The following is a 15,884-nucleotide window of genomic DNA, read 5'->3' on the forward strand; positions in this document are numbered from 1 at the left end:
AGGCTTCGAGGATTTACATGGCCTTGGCGAAGATTTTGTCCTGTACCGTTAGTGGTGCGAGGAATCGGATTACGTTCCCATATACGCCACATGTCAGCAGGATCAATCCACGCCTCATGGCTTTCGTATACACAATCTCACCATTTCTGTGTTTGGGTCCTGTCTCCAGGCAGAGATCAAGGTCGTTACTATTGTGAATATCCGCGTATCTGTTCGATGGCTCGGGCAGCGAAACTCCCCGACAAGGATTTGTCAACGCTTGCTTCCAATGCGGGCAACGCAGATGAGGCACTTTCTCCAATTTCACCCAAAGCAATGGCTGCTTCTTTTCTGACAAAAACCGATGGGCTGTCGAGCAGCTTGATCAACTCAGGAACTGCTGGTGCTGCATTGGCACCAAATAGCGCCAATCTTTGAGCTGCTTCACGCTGTTCCTTGGCATCCCCGCGTGACAAATCGGCTTTGAGGCTTGCTATCGTTGTACTCGGTGCAAGCGCGGCCAATCGAAGACCTTTTTTCAAGCGATTGTTCAAATATTGCTGCGCGCCAATCCAGCGCACTATAAAGAAGTACTCGCGAACAACTTCGTTCAGAACCCGCTCATGCTTTCCCTTCTGCCATCGATCGATCATTGCCCGCGCAGAGCTCCGATCGCCATTTAAGGCCAAAACCGAGGCCGCAAATGGCATCAATTCAATTGCCTGAGGGTTCCGATCCAGTTCATGCAATATGGCCGCCTCTGCGCCGTTCAGATCATCCATTGCAAAAAGCGCAGCACCTTCAAACAACGCGTAGTGGCTGGGATACGCAGGGTCGAGACGCATTGCAGCCTGTACAAAGGCCAGTCCTTCCTCAGGTTCACCGCCCGCAATCAGGGCCCATCCCATTGTCAAATGCGCCTCTGGGTCGCTGGGCTGCAGGGCAATGGCTTTTGCAGCCTCTTGCCTGGCTTCATCCGTTCCCCGACTTACGCCCTGGGCACTGTCCCAATCCGGAAGGTTAAGACTGACTATCGCCCGGACGACGTGGATCAATGAGGTGTCCTGCTCCGTCAGTTCGCGGAAGTACTTATAGAACAGACCAATATGCATCTGTTCGTCAGCGCCTGCGAAGCCTGTCCAATGGTGGAAAATGTGCGGTCGTAAATGTGCCAGAGCAAGAGTCGCCCAGGCACGCCCATAATCAGGGTCCAACTCGACTGCGCGTTCAAAATGCGGAATTGCAGCCAGATTGTCGCGTTCATTGAAACGCGAATAAAGCTCCCAACCGCGCTGGAATGCTTCGCGTGCTTCGATGGTTTCCGTTTCTACGTTTTCGATTGCGATTCGACTTTGAGAATCGAGAGGAACATCAAGCTCCTGAGCAATCGCCAGCACAATGTTGTTTTGCAGGTCAAAAATCTCGTCAATTTCACCATCGAAACGTTCGGCCCAAATCAATCTACCGTTTACCGTGTCGGTCAGGCGGATATTGACCCGAAAACCTTCATCGGTGCGTCTAAGACTTCCATCGACGACGTAACGAACACCCAATTTTTCGGCAAAACCTGGAACATCAATGTCGCGGTCCTGAAAAGCGAAAGAGGTATTTCCCGCGATGACAAATAAACCGGAAATGCGGGATAAATCCGTAATCAGGTCCTCGGAAACGCCATCGATCAGCATCTTGTTGGACGGGTCGCTGGTAAAATTTGTCAACGGAAGCACGGCAATTGATGGCAGGTCTGGTAGCGGGTAGGCCAATTGCGCTTCTGAGGCGCGCAGTTGCCCCTTTTTCCAGTTCATTGCCCCGAAATAACCCATCAATATCAGCACAGCCATAACCGCAGCCAACTTAAGAAACCGTGACGCATTTTTCGCTTTCGGCTTTGTCGGCAAGGGTGCCGCATCAGTTTCTATTCGGAAAGCCTCAACCGGTTCTGCGATGTTCTTGACTGATTGCGGACCAATTGACGCAAAACTGAAAGGAACCTTGTTGCGGGCATATTCAACGATCGATTGCGATGCGATAATTCCACCCGGTTCCGCCAATGCCTCAAGCCGCGCGGCCACGTTGACGCCGTCGCCCAATATGTCATTCGCGTTCGAGACCACATCACCGACATTCAATCCGATCCGAAAAACGATGGCGCGGTCAGGTTCGATATCTGAGTTTCTTTTCAAAAGTTCCGATTGTATGTCGACCGCCGCACGCACCGCATCGACAGCGCTATGGAATTCGATCAGAAAGCTGTCACCCGCCGTGTTCGCAATGCGCCCCGAGTGCCCTGAGACCAATGGCTCGATGACTTCGGCACGGATCAAACGCAGCTTGTCTATGGTGCCTTCTTCATCCAAACCGATCAGTCTTGAATAGCCTGCGATATCGGCTGCTAAAATAGCTGCTAATCGACGATTTGGTCGGCTTTCCATAATATCTCAGCCTATCATTTGGGCATTTTTCTGGGAAATGGTTTTCACGGCAGAGCATTTTGCGCTGACATTTGAATGCTGCGCGCCAGCTATTTGGATTGAGATGAAGGTCTCAGGCCGTTGAATTTGGGCAATAGATGCCGCCGAAGAAGTGTTAAACTGAACGTCAACTCTGCCCGCCAATCGATCGATGGTCGTTGCGGGTTTTTATCAGCAACGGGCGTCGGCAGTCCTGCGGGCTGACGCCCCATTTGTCCTCAAAAAAAAGAAAAACCCCGCTGACGGCGCAGCGGGGTTTAATCGACTTTCGAAATTGTGCAGCCTCAGCCCTTTTTCAGAACCTCACGGCCCAGCAATTCTGCAATCTGAACTGCGTTCAACGCTGCGCCTTTGCGCAGATTGTCGGACACGCACCACAGGTTCAGACCGTTCTCGATGGTCGAGTCCTGGCGGATACGACTGATGAAGGTGGCGAAGTCACCCGCGCATTCGATGGGCGAGACGTAGCCGCCCGCTTCACGCTTGTCGATCACCATGATGCCCGGCGCTTCGCGCAGAATGTCGCGGGCTTCGTCTTCGTCCAGAAATTCCTCGAACTCGATATTTACGGCCTCAGAGTGGCCAACAAAGACCGGAACGCGGACGCAGGTGGCTGTGACCTTGATCGACGGGTCGACGATCTTTTTGGTCTCGACAACCATCTTCCACTCTTCCTTGGTCGAGCCGTCTTCCATGAAGACGTCGATCTGTGGAATGACGTTGAAGGCGATCTGCTTCTGAAACTTTTTCGGCTCAACCTCGGTCGTCGGGTTATAGATGGCCTTGGTTTGATCCCAAAGCTCATCCATGCCTTCCTTTCCGGCACCGGAAACCGACTGATAGGTCGAGACGACAACGCGCTTGATCTTGGCGCGGTCATGCAGCGGCTTCAGCGCCACCACCATCTGCGCGGTCGAGCAGTTGGGGTTGGCGATGATGTTCTTGTTCTTATAGTCGTGGATCGCCTGCGGGTTACATTCCGGCACGATCAGCGGAATGTCCGGGTCATAGCGATAGAGCGATGAGTTATCGATCACCACGCAGCCAGCTGCCGCCGCCTTGGGGGCGTAGACTTTGGTCGCCTCGGAACCCACGGCAAACAGCGCCATGTCCCATCCGGTGAAATCAAAAGTATCCAGGTCCTTGGTCGTGAGTGTCGTGTCGCCAAAGCTAACCTCGGTGCCCAGCGAACGACGGCTTGCCAGTGCGGCAAGTTCATCGACCGGGAATTGGCGTTCCGCCAGGATGTTCAGCATTTCGCGGCCCACATTTCCTGTGGCACCGACGACTACGACGCGATAGCCCATTTCATGTCTCCAAAGTTAAGGACGCGCGTTCATAGCCGCGTTGCGGCAAAGAAAAAAGAGGCGTTTCGGCATATTTCACCCCGTCACACCGATTTGACACAGTTCAGTACCGTTCAAGGTTGTTTCAGCAAGGATCGACAAACCTCGACAATTGCCTGCGCTTCGCCTTCGATTCGAAGTTCTGTTCGACATGGGTGCACGCGGCGTGTCCCGCGGTGGTTAATGCGGCGCGGTCATGCAGCATATCTTCCGGCGCACCGGCCAGCGCCTCAGCAATATCTTTTTCGACCAGTCGCCCGGATTCGTCATCTTTGATCTGCGCGCTGAACGCACCGACCCCATGGCAGGCGATGGCGGGAACGCCCGAGGCCATCGCCTCAAGCGAGGTCAGGCCAAATCCTTCGTGCCGCGCGGGGCCACGAACAGATCGAGCGCGCGATAGGTCTCGACAATCTCATCCCAGGGGTGTTCGCCCAGAAAATGAACGCGGTCTCCAAGCCCGGCGTCCTGCAATTTTTGTTTCTGCTAGGCTTCGAACGCTTTGGTGGTGCGGGTGCCGATCATCTTTTCACCTATCGGCAGCAGCCGGATAAACGTAGTCGTCACACCTGACGGGGAAAGTTTCAATTTGAGCGCAACCACTTCGATGTCCCGCACGGGTGGGCTCCGGTTTCAGTCCACGCTGTCCCGACTGAACAGATAGATCACGCAACCAATTGCAAGGGTGGCGGCGAAAAAGCCGAAGATTGCGGTATAGGGCGCCGAGGGGCTGATCGCGGCGCTGGCCGCATGGATGCGCCCGGTGGCAAATTGCGCCAACCCGACACCGCCGATGCCGAAGAGGTTCAGCAGGGTAACACCACGCCCGACCAGATGGGCTGGAATGAAGGCGCGACCATGCGCCATGATGACCGGAAAACTGGCGCCCAGAAAGCCGATGACCGCAAGCAGCAAGACCGAGAGCCAGACGCCCCCGTCGATCCAAAGGCACAGCAGTCCTAAAGTGGCTGCGCCCAGGGCGTTGCCACCGAAGATCACCCATTTGCGGGTCTTAAGGATGCGGTCCAAAGGCCCATAGGCAAAGGTGCCCGCAATCATCGCTGCACCCATGATCAGCGTTGCCTGCCCGATCTGAGTAGTGCTGAGGTCAAATACATCGCGCAGATAAGGCCCTGCCCAGAGACCGCGCAACGCCGCAGAGGGCGCATAGGCCACCAGCATAAGTGGCAGGATGGTCCAGAGGGCGGGCTCTTTCAGCAGGTCCAGAACCGATCCTTTGTGTTCGGTCTCGACCTTATTGGGATCATGCACCGTCAGCCAGATCCCTGCAGCCACCACGCCCGAAATGATCGCTAAACCACCCAATGTGGCCCGCCACCCCATAAGCTCAACCGCCAGAGCCGTTGGGTAAGAGGCCACCAGATTGCCGACTGACCCAACGCCCAGCATTACTGCGGCGAGCGTGGCGAATTTGGCAGGTGGAAATTCTCTGGCAAAGATATAATAGGACGCCATCAGGACAGGGGAACAGCCAACCCCGATCAGCGCCATGGCCAGCGCAACATGAAACGGAGTGGTTGCAATGGCGAACAGGCCAGCCCCGCCTGCGCCGCCAATCAGCAAAAGCATCGCAGAGCTGCGCCTTGGGCCGACACGATCCAGAGCCCAGCCCACCGGGATTTGCATTGCGGCAAAGATCAGAAACCAAAGCCCCGACGCAAAGGCCAGGTCTTCGGGCGTGGCCCCGATGTCTCTGCCCAGATCGGTAGTCAGCACGGCCAGGAATGCGCGAAAAAACTGGCTGAGGACATAAGCCAGACATAAAACTATCAAGCCTGCCTGCATCTGCTGCCTCTTTTGCCCGTATACCCTGCCGAGATGCTTTGCACGTTGTGCAGGCTTGCACAAGCGCTCGGGGTAGCGCTAAAGGGGCAGACATCCTTCACATTTGGGCTATCTTGAAAGCAGTTTTGGGAATTTCAGACAGTGTTATGCCCCCTTCAGACTCTTTATTTTATGACTCAGTCCCTATTTCAGACAGCTTCCTGCGACTGAGCGATCCGGTGCAGTTTACACCTTTGCCTGATACGTGGGTTTTGGGAGTCGCGGATATCGTGGACTCGACCGGAGAGATCGAGCGTGGCCGTTACAAAACCGTTAACATGGTTGGTGCTGCGGTTATTTCTGGCATGATCAACGCGCTGGGAGGTCGTGTATTCCCCTATGTCTTTGGTGGCGATGGGGCCGGCTTTGCAGTGCCGGGCGAAGATGCCAGGATAGCGCGCGAAACGTTAGCGGCTTTGCAGAGTTGGGCCGAAACAGAATTTGCCATCACTTTGCGCGCAGGGCTGGTTTCGGTGGCTGACATCCGCGCTGCTGGGCGCGATCTTCGTGTTGCCCGCTATGCGCCCTCTACTGGTGTTGACTATGCGATGTTTACAGGCGGTGGATTGGCCTGGGCCGAGGCGCAGATGAAATCCGGGCGCGTCGCCATTCCACCGGCTGGGCTTGACGCGCAGCCTGACCTGACGGGCCTGTCTTGCCGCTGGTCCAACAGTCCGGCCCGCCACGGTCAGATCGTATCTCTGGTAATTCAGCCAACATTAGAGTCTAGCGAAGCCGATTTCGCGGCTTTGAGCCAATCCGTTTTATCGATCGCCGAAGGGTTGGACCGGGCCGGTCATCCGGTTCCCCAAAAGGGACCACCGATGAGCTTTCCTCCGCCAGGTGTTGATATCGATGCCCATGTCTCACGCGCTGGGCGCAATCTGCTGGTTCAGAAGATACGGCTGATGATCGAAAATATGCTGATCGGGCTGTTGTTCAAAACTGGTGTAAGATTGGGGCAGTTCGAACCCAATCACTATAAAGAAATGGTCAGCCGCAACGCGGATTTTCGCAAATTTGATGACGGATTGAAGATGACGTTGGATTGCGACCCATCCACGTTGGAGCAGATCACCCGGATGCTGGAAGACGCCCAGGCAAGCGGTAAGATCCGATACGGCCTGCATGCTCAGCAAGAGGCGATGATGACCTGCTTTGTGCCCTCAGCAATGAGCGATGACCATGTTCACTTCGTTGACGGTGCCTCAGGCGGCTACGCGCAGGCCGCAGCTGTGATGCGGGCCTAAAGGCTTCGCGCGACTTCTGTTATCACGTCATATGCCATCAAAACATCGCTCTCAGTGGTTTCGAACTGCCCGGCCTGAAAGCGGATGACCAAATCACCGTCCATACGGGTCTGGGTCAGATAAATCCGCCCGTCATCATTAATCGCGTTCACCAGTCGCAAGTTCAGGTCATCCAGGTCGGTGGCGCCCTGCGGCTCATATCGGAAGGTCCACAGCGACCACATTGGCGGCGTGACGATCCGAAAGTCCGGCTCAGCTGCCAGTCGATCATGCAGCGCGACCGACCAGTTGACATGATTGCGCAGCCGTTCACGCAGCTCCTCCAGCCCGTAGGTTCGGATGACAAACCACAGCTTCAATGCCCTGAACCGACGGCCCAGTGGCACCGACCACTCCGAGTAGTTGATGATTCCGTCTTTCCCATGGGTTTTTAGGTACTCTGGGCTGATCGCTAACGTGCGGACCAAATCATCGGGGTTCTTCAAGAAATGTGCGCAGCAATCGAACTGGACACCTAGCCATTTATGCGGATTGAAGACGATGCTGTCAGCTTGTTCGATACCCGGCCAGTATTTGCGATATTCGGGACAGATCATAGCAGAGCCGGCCCAGGCCGCGTCGACGTGCGAATAGAGCCCGTATTTACGCGCAATCTCAAGGCAGCGATCCACCGGATCAGTCGCCCCGGTTCCTGTTCCACCAACGCAAAGGATCACACCAGCTGGCTGTAAATCAGTGTCTAAATCAGCCTGAATCGCTGCTTCGAACGCGTTTGGATCCATCCCACGCCAATCACCTTGAACAGGAATGCGCACAAGATTGTCTTGTCCGATCCCCGAAGCCCAAATGGCGCGGTCGATTGAGGTATGTACTTCGGACGAGCAATAAACACGCAGTGGTTTTTGGCCAAAAAGACCCTGGCTGTTTCCTTGCCAGTTCATTGCCTTTTCGCGCATGGTCAACACAGCCGCCAGCGTCGCCGAAGAGGCGGAATCCTGTATGACCCCGGCAAATCCTTCAGGCAGGTCCAGCGCCTCGCGCAGCCAATCCATCATCCGCGTTTCCATCTCGGTCGCGGCGGGAGAGGTCTGCCACAGCATACATTGCGGCGCGATGGCACTGGCCAGGAATTCAGCAAGCACCGACGGCGCAGACGCGTTCGAGTTGAAATAGGCGAAGAATCGGGGGTGCTGCCAATGGGTGATACCGGGCATCACGATCTGTTCAAAATCGCGAAAAATACTTTCGATTGCTTCACCATGCTCGGGCGGATGGGCGGGTAAGGCGTTCAGAATATCGCCAGGCTCAGTTCTTGCACGAACGGGCTTGTCGCCAACGGTCAGGTGATAATCTTGTGTCCAATCAGCGATTTTTTTGCCCCATACGGAAAATTCGTCCCAATTCATTGCGGTCTCCCTGCGGCCAATCTGATCTGCCTGCTGAATAATCACTTCGACTCACCATTAATAAACAAGTTAATTAAAATCCAGCCCTGCAAGTTTGTGTGAACTTAGCAATCTATTGCGAAACAAAGGGAGTCGCGTCAAAATTAACCATGACGAATAGTTTGCCGTTGACGTCTCGATCACTGCCGATTGCCTTGTTGCGTGCGCGTGAAAGGGTGATGGGGCCGATACGTGGTGTTTTAGCTGACGCTGGGATAACTGAACAGCAATGGCGCGTACTGCGCGTCTTGCAAGAAGAAGGTCCGCAAGAACCCACGCAGATCTCAGAACGCGCTTGTTTGTTGCTTCCCAGCCTGACTCGGATTCTGAAAAAGCTGGAAGATAAAAAGTTGATCAAACGGCAGGCCGTCGAAAAAGATCGTCGTCGCCAGATCGTCGAAATCACCAAAGAAGGAATGCAGATTATTCATGCCAACTTGCCGGAAATGTTGCGGTTGGCGGCACAAACGCGCGAATTGATGGGGGGCTGAGCAACACGAAACACTGCTGAATCTTTTGAGCGAACTACACGACTTAAAAAGCTAATTACTCAAGCTGAATAGACTCTAAACAATGGACTTTTATTTATTTTTGGGCAGCAATTCCTGCATCGGTTCCTGAGTTTGTACAATATCGATTGCCCGCGTCGTTCTAGCGTCGTAGCTTTAGGGTCACCTGGAACAAACGGTCTGACAAAGATGGATGGGCCCAAGCCGCAAAATCCGGCACAGACTAAAGAATTCGCCACGCAGGATTTGAGCGAGCGCGTTGGAGCGCGTGTGCGGAAGGCCAGGCAAATGCGCGGCATTCCGCGCAGGGTTTTGTCGGAAAGCTCGGGTGTTTCGCCCCGGTATCTAGCTCAACTCGAAGCTGGTGAGGGTAATATCTCGATCGGAGTATTGCATCGGATTGCGCAGGCGCTGGATTACAAGGCCGAATGGCTGATCGGCGAAGAAGATCCCTGGGATTCCGATGGTTTGCAGATGCTCGAACTGTTCCGGCAGGCCAGCGATGACATCAAAGACAACGTCATGAGGGCACTGCGTCCCGATCCTGCTGAGAATGCTCGGGCACAGCGGGTCTGTCTGATCGGTTTACGTGGCGCGGGGAAATCAACGCTGGGTGCTTTGCTTGGCGCTGCGCTTAAGCTGCCCTTTGTGGAACTGACGGCTCAGATCGAAGAAATGTCGGGGATGCCATTGGCTGAAGTCATGGCCTTCTACGGGCAAGAGGGATATCGCAACCTTGAAGCGCAAGCGTTGGACCGAGTCATTGCCGCCGATGATCGAATGGTTCTTGCTGTCGCTGGTGGGATCGTTTCAGAGCCTTCGACCTATACGACATTGCTGAGCCGGTTTCACACCGTCTGGCTTCGGGCGACACCCACCGAGCATATGGAAAGGGTGCGCGCGCAAGGCGACGAACGTCCCATGGCAGGAAATCCAAAAGCAATGGAGCAGCTCAAGTGCATACTCGCCAGTCGCGAGGCATTGTACGGGCGTGCGAACGCTCAGCTGGATACATCTGGGCAGACCGAGAATGAGTCGATCAGAGATCTGATGGAGCTTGTCGAAGAACATGGTTTCTTGAGGTAATACAGGCTCTATTTAGGGTCTTTCAGCCAGTTTCTAGCGAATTCTATGGTGTCTAGATCAGCGAATCGTCGAACCCGGTCAAGTTCCGACTCTAGCCGTCGGGTTCTTGCATCGGACCAGAGGACCGACTGCTCGGGCCACATTGCCCGAACATGCAGATTGCCGTGATTACGGTGTGCCTTCATGTCGATACGGCCGATCATGCGGTTCCGCTCCATCAAGGGGAAGACGTAGTATCCGTAAATGCGCTTGGGCTCGGGGACGAACACTTCGATGCGATAATGAAACCCAAATAGGCGTTCCGCGCGTTTACGATCGCGCAACATGGGATCAAAAGGACTAAGAACCCTGATCCGACCGGGCGCTTCTGGCAGCGCTGCCACCTGTTCGGATATTTCGGGCCGTGCAAAGACTTTGCGGTCATTCCCATCCGCACACTCTACGAATACTTCTGCGATTATTCCCTTTGTCAGAGCCTGATCACACCACGCCTTTGCCTCGCCGGCGCTGACGGTATCCCAAAATGCAGCCAGCTCTCCTGACGTGGCAAAGCCCAGCCGGTCGAGTGCCGCGTTACAAAGCCAATCCACGGTTGCATCTACGTCGCACGCTATGCTGCCGGGGCAAAGTTGGGTGTCGATAACCCGCTCCGTCAGATCATAGCGTTTCTGAAACCCCTCACGACCGATTACAGTCAGCGCCCCGGATCGCCAAAGGTATTCCAGCGCTGTTTTTGACGGATGCCAATCCCACCAACCACCAGACCCCTTTTTTTCATCCTTGCCCACATCAGATGATCCGACGGGACCATGATCGCGAATGTGCTGAAGAACAGATTCGAATCTCTGTTCAAAGCCATCACGTCGCCAGTTCTTCCATCGGGCTTTCAGCATGTCGGCATCGCGAAGGAACCGCAGGTGCCAATGGCGATAGAAATCCATCGGGATAACGGCAGCGTCATGGGTCCAGTGTTCGAACAGCGCCCGATCACGCTCGTAAAGTCGCTTGAGGTTGCGCGGGCGATAGCTTGGTCGCCGCGCATACAGGATCATATCATGGGCGCGTGCGACCGTGTTGATGCTGTCGAGCTGCACAAAACCCAGGCGGTGGATCAATCGCAACAGATCCTCACCTTTAGAACCGCCTGCCGGCTGCTCCAGCAGCGCGTGGCGATCCATGAACATTGTCCGCGCTTGGCGGTTGTTCAGGCGTTGCAGGGTCATGGGATCCTAGCGTCGTTTTAGCGTGTCACCAAAGCTGATCTTAGGGGTCAAGGTGACACGGGCATCAACCTCTGACTCTGGATCGGCCAGCTTTGCCGCGATGATTTCTGCAGCGGTGCGCCCGATCTCGGTTCGGCAGGCATCCATCGTCGCCAGCTTACGCGGTAATCCTTGTAACAGCTCGACGTTGTTGAACCCGGCGAGGCCAATCTGACCAGGCACGTCTATCCCCTGATCCAGCAAATAAAGCAGCCCACCCGCGCCAATCATGTCGTTGGAATAATAAAGAAAATCTAACTCAGGCGAACGTTCCAGCATGGCATGCGTCATCTCTCGGCCCTTGGCCAGCGCTGAGCCGCCCGAATAAAACTCGCGATCTTCGATCTCGATCCCGTGCTTGCCGAGCACTTCGGTAAAGCCTTCAAACCGTTTGCGGGCACGGTGATCCAACGGCATCTTGGTACCCATGAAACCGATATGCTCATATCCAGCCTTCAGGATCGCCTGTGCCATCTCGCGTCCGGCGCGGCGGTGTGAGATTCCTACCATGGCATCGACGGGCTTGCCATCGGTATCCATGATCTCGACCACCGGAATGCCTGCCGAATCCAGCATGGCGCGGGCGGCTTCAGTATGTTCCAGCCCAGCAATGATCACGCCCGAAGGCCGCCACGAGAGCATCTCGTAGAGCACCTTTTCTTCCTTTTCAGGCAGATAGTCCGTGACACCGACCACCGGCTGAAGTTCAGTATCTTCCAGTACCTGATTGATGCCTGTCAGAACCTCGGGGAAAACCATGTTCGACAGCGATGGAATGATCACTGCCACAAGGTTCACCCGGCTTGATGCCAAGGCACCGGCGATCTTGTTGGGCACATATCCCAATTCCTTCGCAGCAGCCAGAACGCGGGTACGGGTGGCGTCCGATACATCTCCGCGATTGCGTAGCACCCGGCTGACTGTCATCTCCGACACTCCGGACGCTTCCGAAACATCACGAAGGGTAAGCGGGCGTTTTGTTTCTATTGTCACCGGGGATACCTGCATTGTTTGTTTCCGCGATGGTAGCGTGAACAGGGTGATCTGTTCAACTGTTGTGCAAAGCCGATGACAATCCGAATAAACCCGGTTACAGAAAGCGAAACGCGGCCCCGTGGCTCAACTGGATAGAGCAGCCCCCTCCTAAGGGGCAGGTTGCAGGTTCGAATCCTGCCGGGGTCGCCAGACTATTCATACAAATACTGCGCTTTCTAGCACTTAGATGCTTCCTGTACCCCGAATTGTGACATACATCGAAGAACCGGTTTAGCTTCCGCGACGACCTATGAGTGCTTAAGTCACCGCAAACAGGCTGACCTGAACGGTTTCAGGCCAAATGAATAGAGCAGAAGGTTTAAGTTGGTGACGCCACTGGTTTTAGATCAAAGCACTTTTGCAACACACTCTATTGAGCTGCACGGCGCTCTTGTTCTGGCCAAAACTCATCGACCACGACATATGCGATGATCACGAAAATGGCCGCGCTGGCGACCTGCAATACTCTTGTGATGCTCTTGACGTCAGCCTCATCGGAAAACGGAGCGATCGAACCACCGTAAACGATCAGAACCGTTGTTAATGCCGAACCTGCAGCAGCGGCGAGCGGGACCTGCGATTTGCCAAGCGCTCCGAGTGTCAGGCAAATGAAAAAACCCAACAAAATTGGGGTAAGAATAACCGGAGCTATTACGTTTATTTCATAGCAGATGATTGAAACCGCCGCCCCGAGGAGATTAGCCGTCAGCATGGCTTTGGCCACCGTTTTGCCCATCGACGGCATGGCTGCAAGTTGTTGGCTAAGAAGCGCGACAAAGAATAGGACCAACAGGGCTGAAGCGCCGGACACAAAAAACGCCATCGCGAACGGAACCGTGACAAGCGACATTCTGGCGATCCGGCGATGCGGGTCAAAGTCAGGCGAAGTATTGGTCTTTTTCTGAGCCGCTGTGGGGGGGGCAGCTGGTATCAACACAAACATCAGCGTTGATATGAAACCTGCAAATAGCAGGTTCAACGGTATCCAAAATACAAGCACCAATGCCAGATCCTGTGACTGCAGAACAAGGTTTGGGATCATCAATGCACCCATGAGGGCTATGACACCAGGCAGGACGCCTGCACCTGAAACGGACCACATGAAAGACAGGATGATCCCAATGGCAACTAGAATCAAAAACACCACGGGATATGGGGCAAAGACTGACGACAGCAGGAATGAAATGAACATCAGCCCGATCGAGAAGACAAAGAGCTTTGCAAATGCTGCCAAGGGCAAAGCCGCGGGCGCCTGAAGAAACAGTGCGGTGAAGACCGCTCCTACCACCGCAAGTGGCCACCCCAGAAATAAGCCCAAGGAGAATACCCCGGTGACGCCGAGTGCCAGGCGTACAACCGAATTTCGATCCTCAGTACGCATAGGACAGGATTGATACCAAACGGATATAGGTCCGACCTACCACGTTCAGCAGAGTGTTTTCGCTCAGATACATGATAACGTCGGCCTGCCCATTAAGCTGGAAGCGCAAGTCGTCTTCGGCATTCCCGGCTTCGTAGCCAGGCAATACGATCCGCACTGGAAAGCGTTCAGGCTCACGAAGAAATCCTTTGGTGCTGGGCGGGCTGGCCAACTGGCCGGGCTCATCCCCACCGCTCAGGGAGACTGCTGCGCTGAAGCTCTCGATCACGCCTGGAACAATCTGGCCGGGATGCATGTCCAGTACCACATCGACAGGTGATCCTACCGAAGCCCGACCAAGGTTGTTTTCGGTAAAATACGCTTCGATCCAAACGTCTGTTGCATCCAGAAAAGTCAATAGGTTCTGGCCAGATCGCGCATATGTTCCGGGTGCGATCAACAAATTGGATATGACGCCTGTCGCTGGAGCACGCAGTTCTGTCCACTCGAGATTAAGCTCTGCATCCGCTAAGGCAGCCAACGCGCGCTGGATTTTCGGGTTGTCAATTCCGTCGTCGCCTAATCGCTGTTTGGCTTTTTCCAGATCCGCTTTGGCGTTTTCAAAATTTGCCTCGGATTCTGCCAGTTGCCCACGCGCGTCATCGGCCTTTGAAATTGCAATCAACCCTTTCTTTTCAAGCGCAAAAACACGCTCGGACTGAATGCGCATCGTGTCTAGATCGCTTTGTGCCCTTGCCAGCTTTGCTTGTGCAGCGCTCACCTCTGCCGAAGATGCACCCACCTCCTGCGTGGCTGCCTCAAGATCAGCCTCGGCCTTGTCGCGATCAATTTCGTAGGGCCTTGGGTCAATTCGAACCAGAACATCACCGGCTGATACGACCTGACCGTTTTCGACAAGAACTTCGGTGACTGTACCGGTGACCTGTGGAACGATCTGTGTCGCAATTGCTTTTACTCGGGCATTCCCGGTAAATGGCGTTTTTCGGTCAGCGATCAGGTACCAGATTAAGAAGATAAGAATAACGGTCAGCGTGGTCCAAATCGTCTTTCTCATTTCGCCGCTCCTTCAGCGGCACTCTCGGCTTCGGGTGAGGTATCAATCCAAACCTTGAACAGTTCATAGAAGACAGCGAAGAGAACCGGCCCCATAAAGACGCCGATCAAACCGTACGCCATCATACCTCCGAGAACACCGATGAGGATGACCAACATAGGAGTCTCAAGGCCTTTTGAGATGAACACGGGTCTTAGGAAGCTGTCCATTATCATGACGGGAACGGCCAATAGGGTGAAGATCAAAGCAGTACCGCCGGACATGGAACTCCATGCGTAGATAATAACCGGTATAAGAACCAATCCGGGCCCGATTTGGATAATCGAGAGGATCAGGCAGATAAATGCGAGAGTGGCGGCCGAAGAAATCCCAAACAAGGCCAATAGTATCCAAACGCAGACAGCTTGAATGGCTGCTACGCCAATCACTCCTTTTGTCACGTTCCGAATTGTTGCGCCCGCCAATGTTACGAATTCTCCACCGCGCGGGGCGAAAACACGGTTTGCAAAGCGCTGAAGACCCTTGACCAAATTTGGCCCGGGGCTGAACAACGCCCCCATAATCAACACGGACAGAGCTAAGCCAAGTAGCCCGATACCGATGCCCAGCACTTTTCCGAAGAGCGATTTGGTGATCTCAAGGATTTGCGCACCGTATTTGGCAAGCGCACCATCCAGGTTCCGTTCAAACATTCCCCACACGTCGGCAATTTTGCCCCCGACTAACGGTATTTCTTTCAGGCCTTCGGGTGCCGGTGGAATCTTTAATTCACCCTTGTCTGCTTGTTCCGCGAATTCGGACCCAAGTTCCGCGGCACCAGACACCGCAGTTGCGACTGGCCCGAGGGTTAGAACAAGGCCCAACAAAACCAAGATCGTCGTGGCAAGTTTTTTCCGACCTCCCAGCTTGGACTGCAGCCAATCAAATGCCGGGTAAAGCGCCACACATAGGATCGTTGCCCAGATAACCACGCTTGCAAGCGGCGCCACCATGACCAGGGCGCTGTAGAGGAATAATCCGAGAAAAAGCAATCGTATCGCTAGATCGACAATCTTTGCGTCCTGGGTCTTTTCCATTCCATCCCTCCACTATTTGTTATCTCAACATTACACTCAAAAAACTCGATATGTATATTTATAATCTACCAAAGATCTTACAGTGGCCTGAAGACACAGATGAATCCGGATTAGCGCTTTAGCTGTTCTGGCTATAAAGCGATTG

General features: G+C 54.4%; 15 protein-coding genes and 1 tRNA gene. 4 read left to right on the forward strand and 12 right to left on the reverse strand.

What is annotated here, in order from left to right; genetic code table 11:
* Nucleotides 1–188 precede the first annotated feature (188 nt).
* The 6 genes from AC2FI7_RS18375 to AC2FI7_RS18400 form a co-directional block, all read right to left on the reverse strand.
* Nucleotides 189–2,411 (reverse strand): HEAT repeat domain-containing protein, encoded by a 2,223-nt coding sequence (locus tag AC2FI7_RS18375; RefSeq protein ID WP_010443041.1) that lies wholly within the window; start codon nt 2,409–2,411, stop codon nt 189–191.
* 323 nt (nt 2,412–2,734) lie between these two features.
* Nucleotides 2,735–3,757 carry an aspartate-semialdehyde dehydrogenase gene (locus tag AC2FI7_RS18380; protein WP_010443042.1) on the reverse strand — a complete coding sequence of 341 codons (1,023 nt, stop codon included), beginning with the start codon at nt 3,755–3,757 and terminating at the stop codon, nt 2,735–2,737.
* Nucleotides 3,758–3,881: 124 nt separating this feature from the next.
* Nucleotides 3,882–4,148: a glycosyltransferase gene (locus AC2FI7_RS18385; RefSeq protein WP_324292956.1), complete on the reverse strand. Its 267-nt coding sequence runs from the start codon at nt 4,146–4,148 to the stop codon at nt 3,882–3,884.
* A complete protein-coding gene (locus AC2FI7_RS18390; RefSeq protein ID WP_010443044.1) occupies nt 4,145–4,270 on the reverse strand; it encodes a hypothetical protein in 126 nt (41 codons plus the stop codon). Before AC2FI7_RS18390 ends, AC2FI7_RS18385 begins: the two co-directional genes overlap by 4 nt.
* Nucleotides 4,271–4,282: 12 nt before the next feature.
* Nucleotides 4,283–4,414 carry a hypothetical protein gene (locus tag AC2FI7_RS18395; protein ID WP_010443046.1) on the reverse strand — a complete coding sequence of 44 codons (132 nt, stop codon included), beginning with the start codon at nt 4,412–4,414 and terminating at the stop codon, nt 4,283–4,285.
* 15 nt (nt 4,415–4,429) lie between these two features.
* Nucleotides 4,430–5,602: an MFS transporter gene (locus AC2FI7_RS18400; RefSeq protein ID WP_010443047.1), complete on the reverse strand. Its 1,173-nt coding sequence runs from the start codon at nt 5,600–5,602 to the stop codon at nt 4,430–4,432.
* Between the two features lie 146 nt (nt 5,603–5,748).
* Between AC2FI7_RS18400 and AC2FI7_RS18405 the strand changes: the two genes are divergently transcribed.
* A complete protein-coding gene (locus AC2FI7_RS18405; RefSeq protein WP_029622193.1) occupies nt 5,749–6,891 on the forward strand; it encodes a DUF3095 domain-containing protein in 1,143 nt (380 codons plus the stop codon).
* Here AC2FI7_RS18405 and AC2FI7_RS18410 read toward each other — a convergent pair.
* On the reverse strand, nt 6,888–8,297 hold the full coding sequence (locus tag AC2FI7_RS18410) for a pyridoxal phosphate-dependent decarboxylase family protein (protein WP_029622194.1): 1,410 nt from the start codon (nt 8,295–8,297) through the stop codon (nt 6,888–6,890). The two genes, AC2FI7_RS18405 and AC2FI7_RS18410, sit on opposite strands and share 4 nt — an antisense overlap.
* A gap of 98 nt (nt 8,298–8,395) precedes the next feature.
* Here AC2FI7_RS18410 and AC2FI7_RS18415 point away from each other — a divergent pair, with 98 nt between their 5' ends.
* Complete coding sequence (locus tag AC2FI7_RS18415; protein WP_496815694.1) at nt 8,396–8,827, forward strand: MarR family transcriptional regulator; 432 nt, start codon at nt 8,396–8,398, stop codon at nt 8,825–8,827.
* Between the two features lie 207 nt (nt 8,828–9,034).
* Entirely contained in the window at nt 9,035–9,931 is an 897-nt protein-coding gene (locus AC2FI7_RS18420) for a helix-turn-helix transcriptional regulator (RefSeq protein WP_010443051.1), read from the forward strand.
* Between the two features lie 8 nt (nt 9,932–9,939).
* Here AC2FI7_RS18420 and AC2FI7_RS18425 read toward each other — a convergent pair whose 3' ends face one another.
* Nucleotides 9,940–11,154, reverse strand: coding sequence for a winged helix-turn-helix domain-containing protein (locus tag AC2FI7_RS18425; RefSeq protein ID WP_496815695.1), 1,215 nt, complete (start codon nt 11,152–11,154; stop codon nt 9,940–9,942).
* Between the two features lie 6 nt (nt 11,155–11,160).
* Complete coding sequence (locus tag AC2FI7_RS18430; RefSeq protein ID WP_029622196.1) at nt 11,161–12,186, reverse strand: LacI family DNA-binding transcriptional regulator; 1,026 nt, start codon at nt 12,184–12,186, stop codon at nt 11,161–11,163.
* Nucleotides 12,187–12,301: 115 nt separating this feature from the next.
* Between AC2FI7_RS18430 and AC2FI7_RS18435 the strand changes: the two genes are divergently transcribed.
* A tRNA-Arg gene (locus AC2FI7_RS18435) sits at nt 12,302–12,378 on the forward strand.
* Nucleotides 12,379–12,598: 220 nt separating this feature from the next.
* On the opposite strand, the gene AC2FI7_RS18440 is transcribed toward AC2FI7_RS18435, so the two are convergent.
* Genes AC2FI7_RS18440 through AC2FI7_RS18450 form a run of 3 tightly spaced genes read right to left on the reverse strand, consistent with a single transcriptional unit; the run spans nt 12,599 to nt 15,739 of the window.
* Entirely contained in the window at nt 12,599–13,609 is a 1,011-nt protein-coding gene (locus AC2FI7_RS18440) for a DUF2955 domain-containing protein (RefSeq protein WP_010443054.1), read from the reverse strand.
* Complete coding sequence (locus AC2FI7_RS18445) at nt 13,599–14,663, reverse strand: HlyD family secretion protein (RefSeq protein ID WP_010443055.1); 1,065 nt, start codon at nt 14,661–14,663, stop codon at nt 13,599–13,601. Before AC2FI7_RS18445 ends, AC2FI7_RS18440 begins: the two co-directional genes overlap by 11 nt.
* Nucleotides 14,660–15,739, reverse strand: coding sequence for an AI-2E family transporter (locus tag AC2FI7_RS18450; RefSeq protein ID WP_480607260.1), 1,080 nt, complete (start codon nt 15,737–15,739; stop codon nt 14,660–14,662). The genes AC2FI7_RS18445 and AC2FI7_RS18450 overlap by 4 nt, the downstream gene beginning before the upstream one ends.
* Between the last annotated feature and the right edge of the window lie 145 nt (nt 15,740–15,884).

Source organism: Ruegeria sp. YTSA064, from assembly GCF_059610325.1.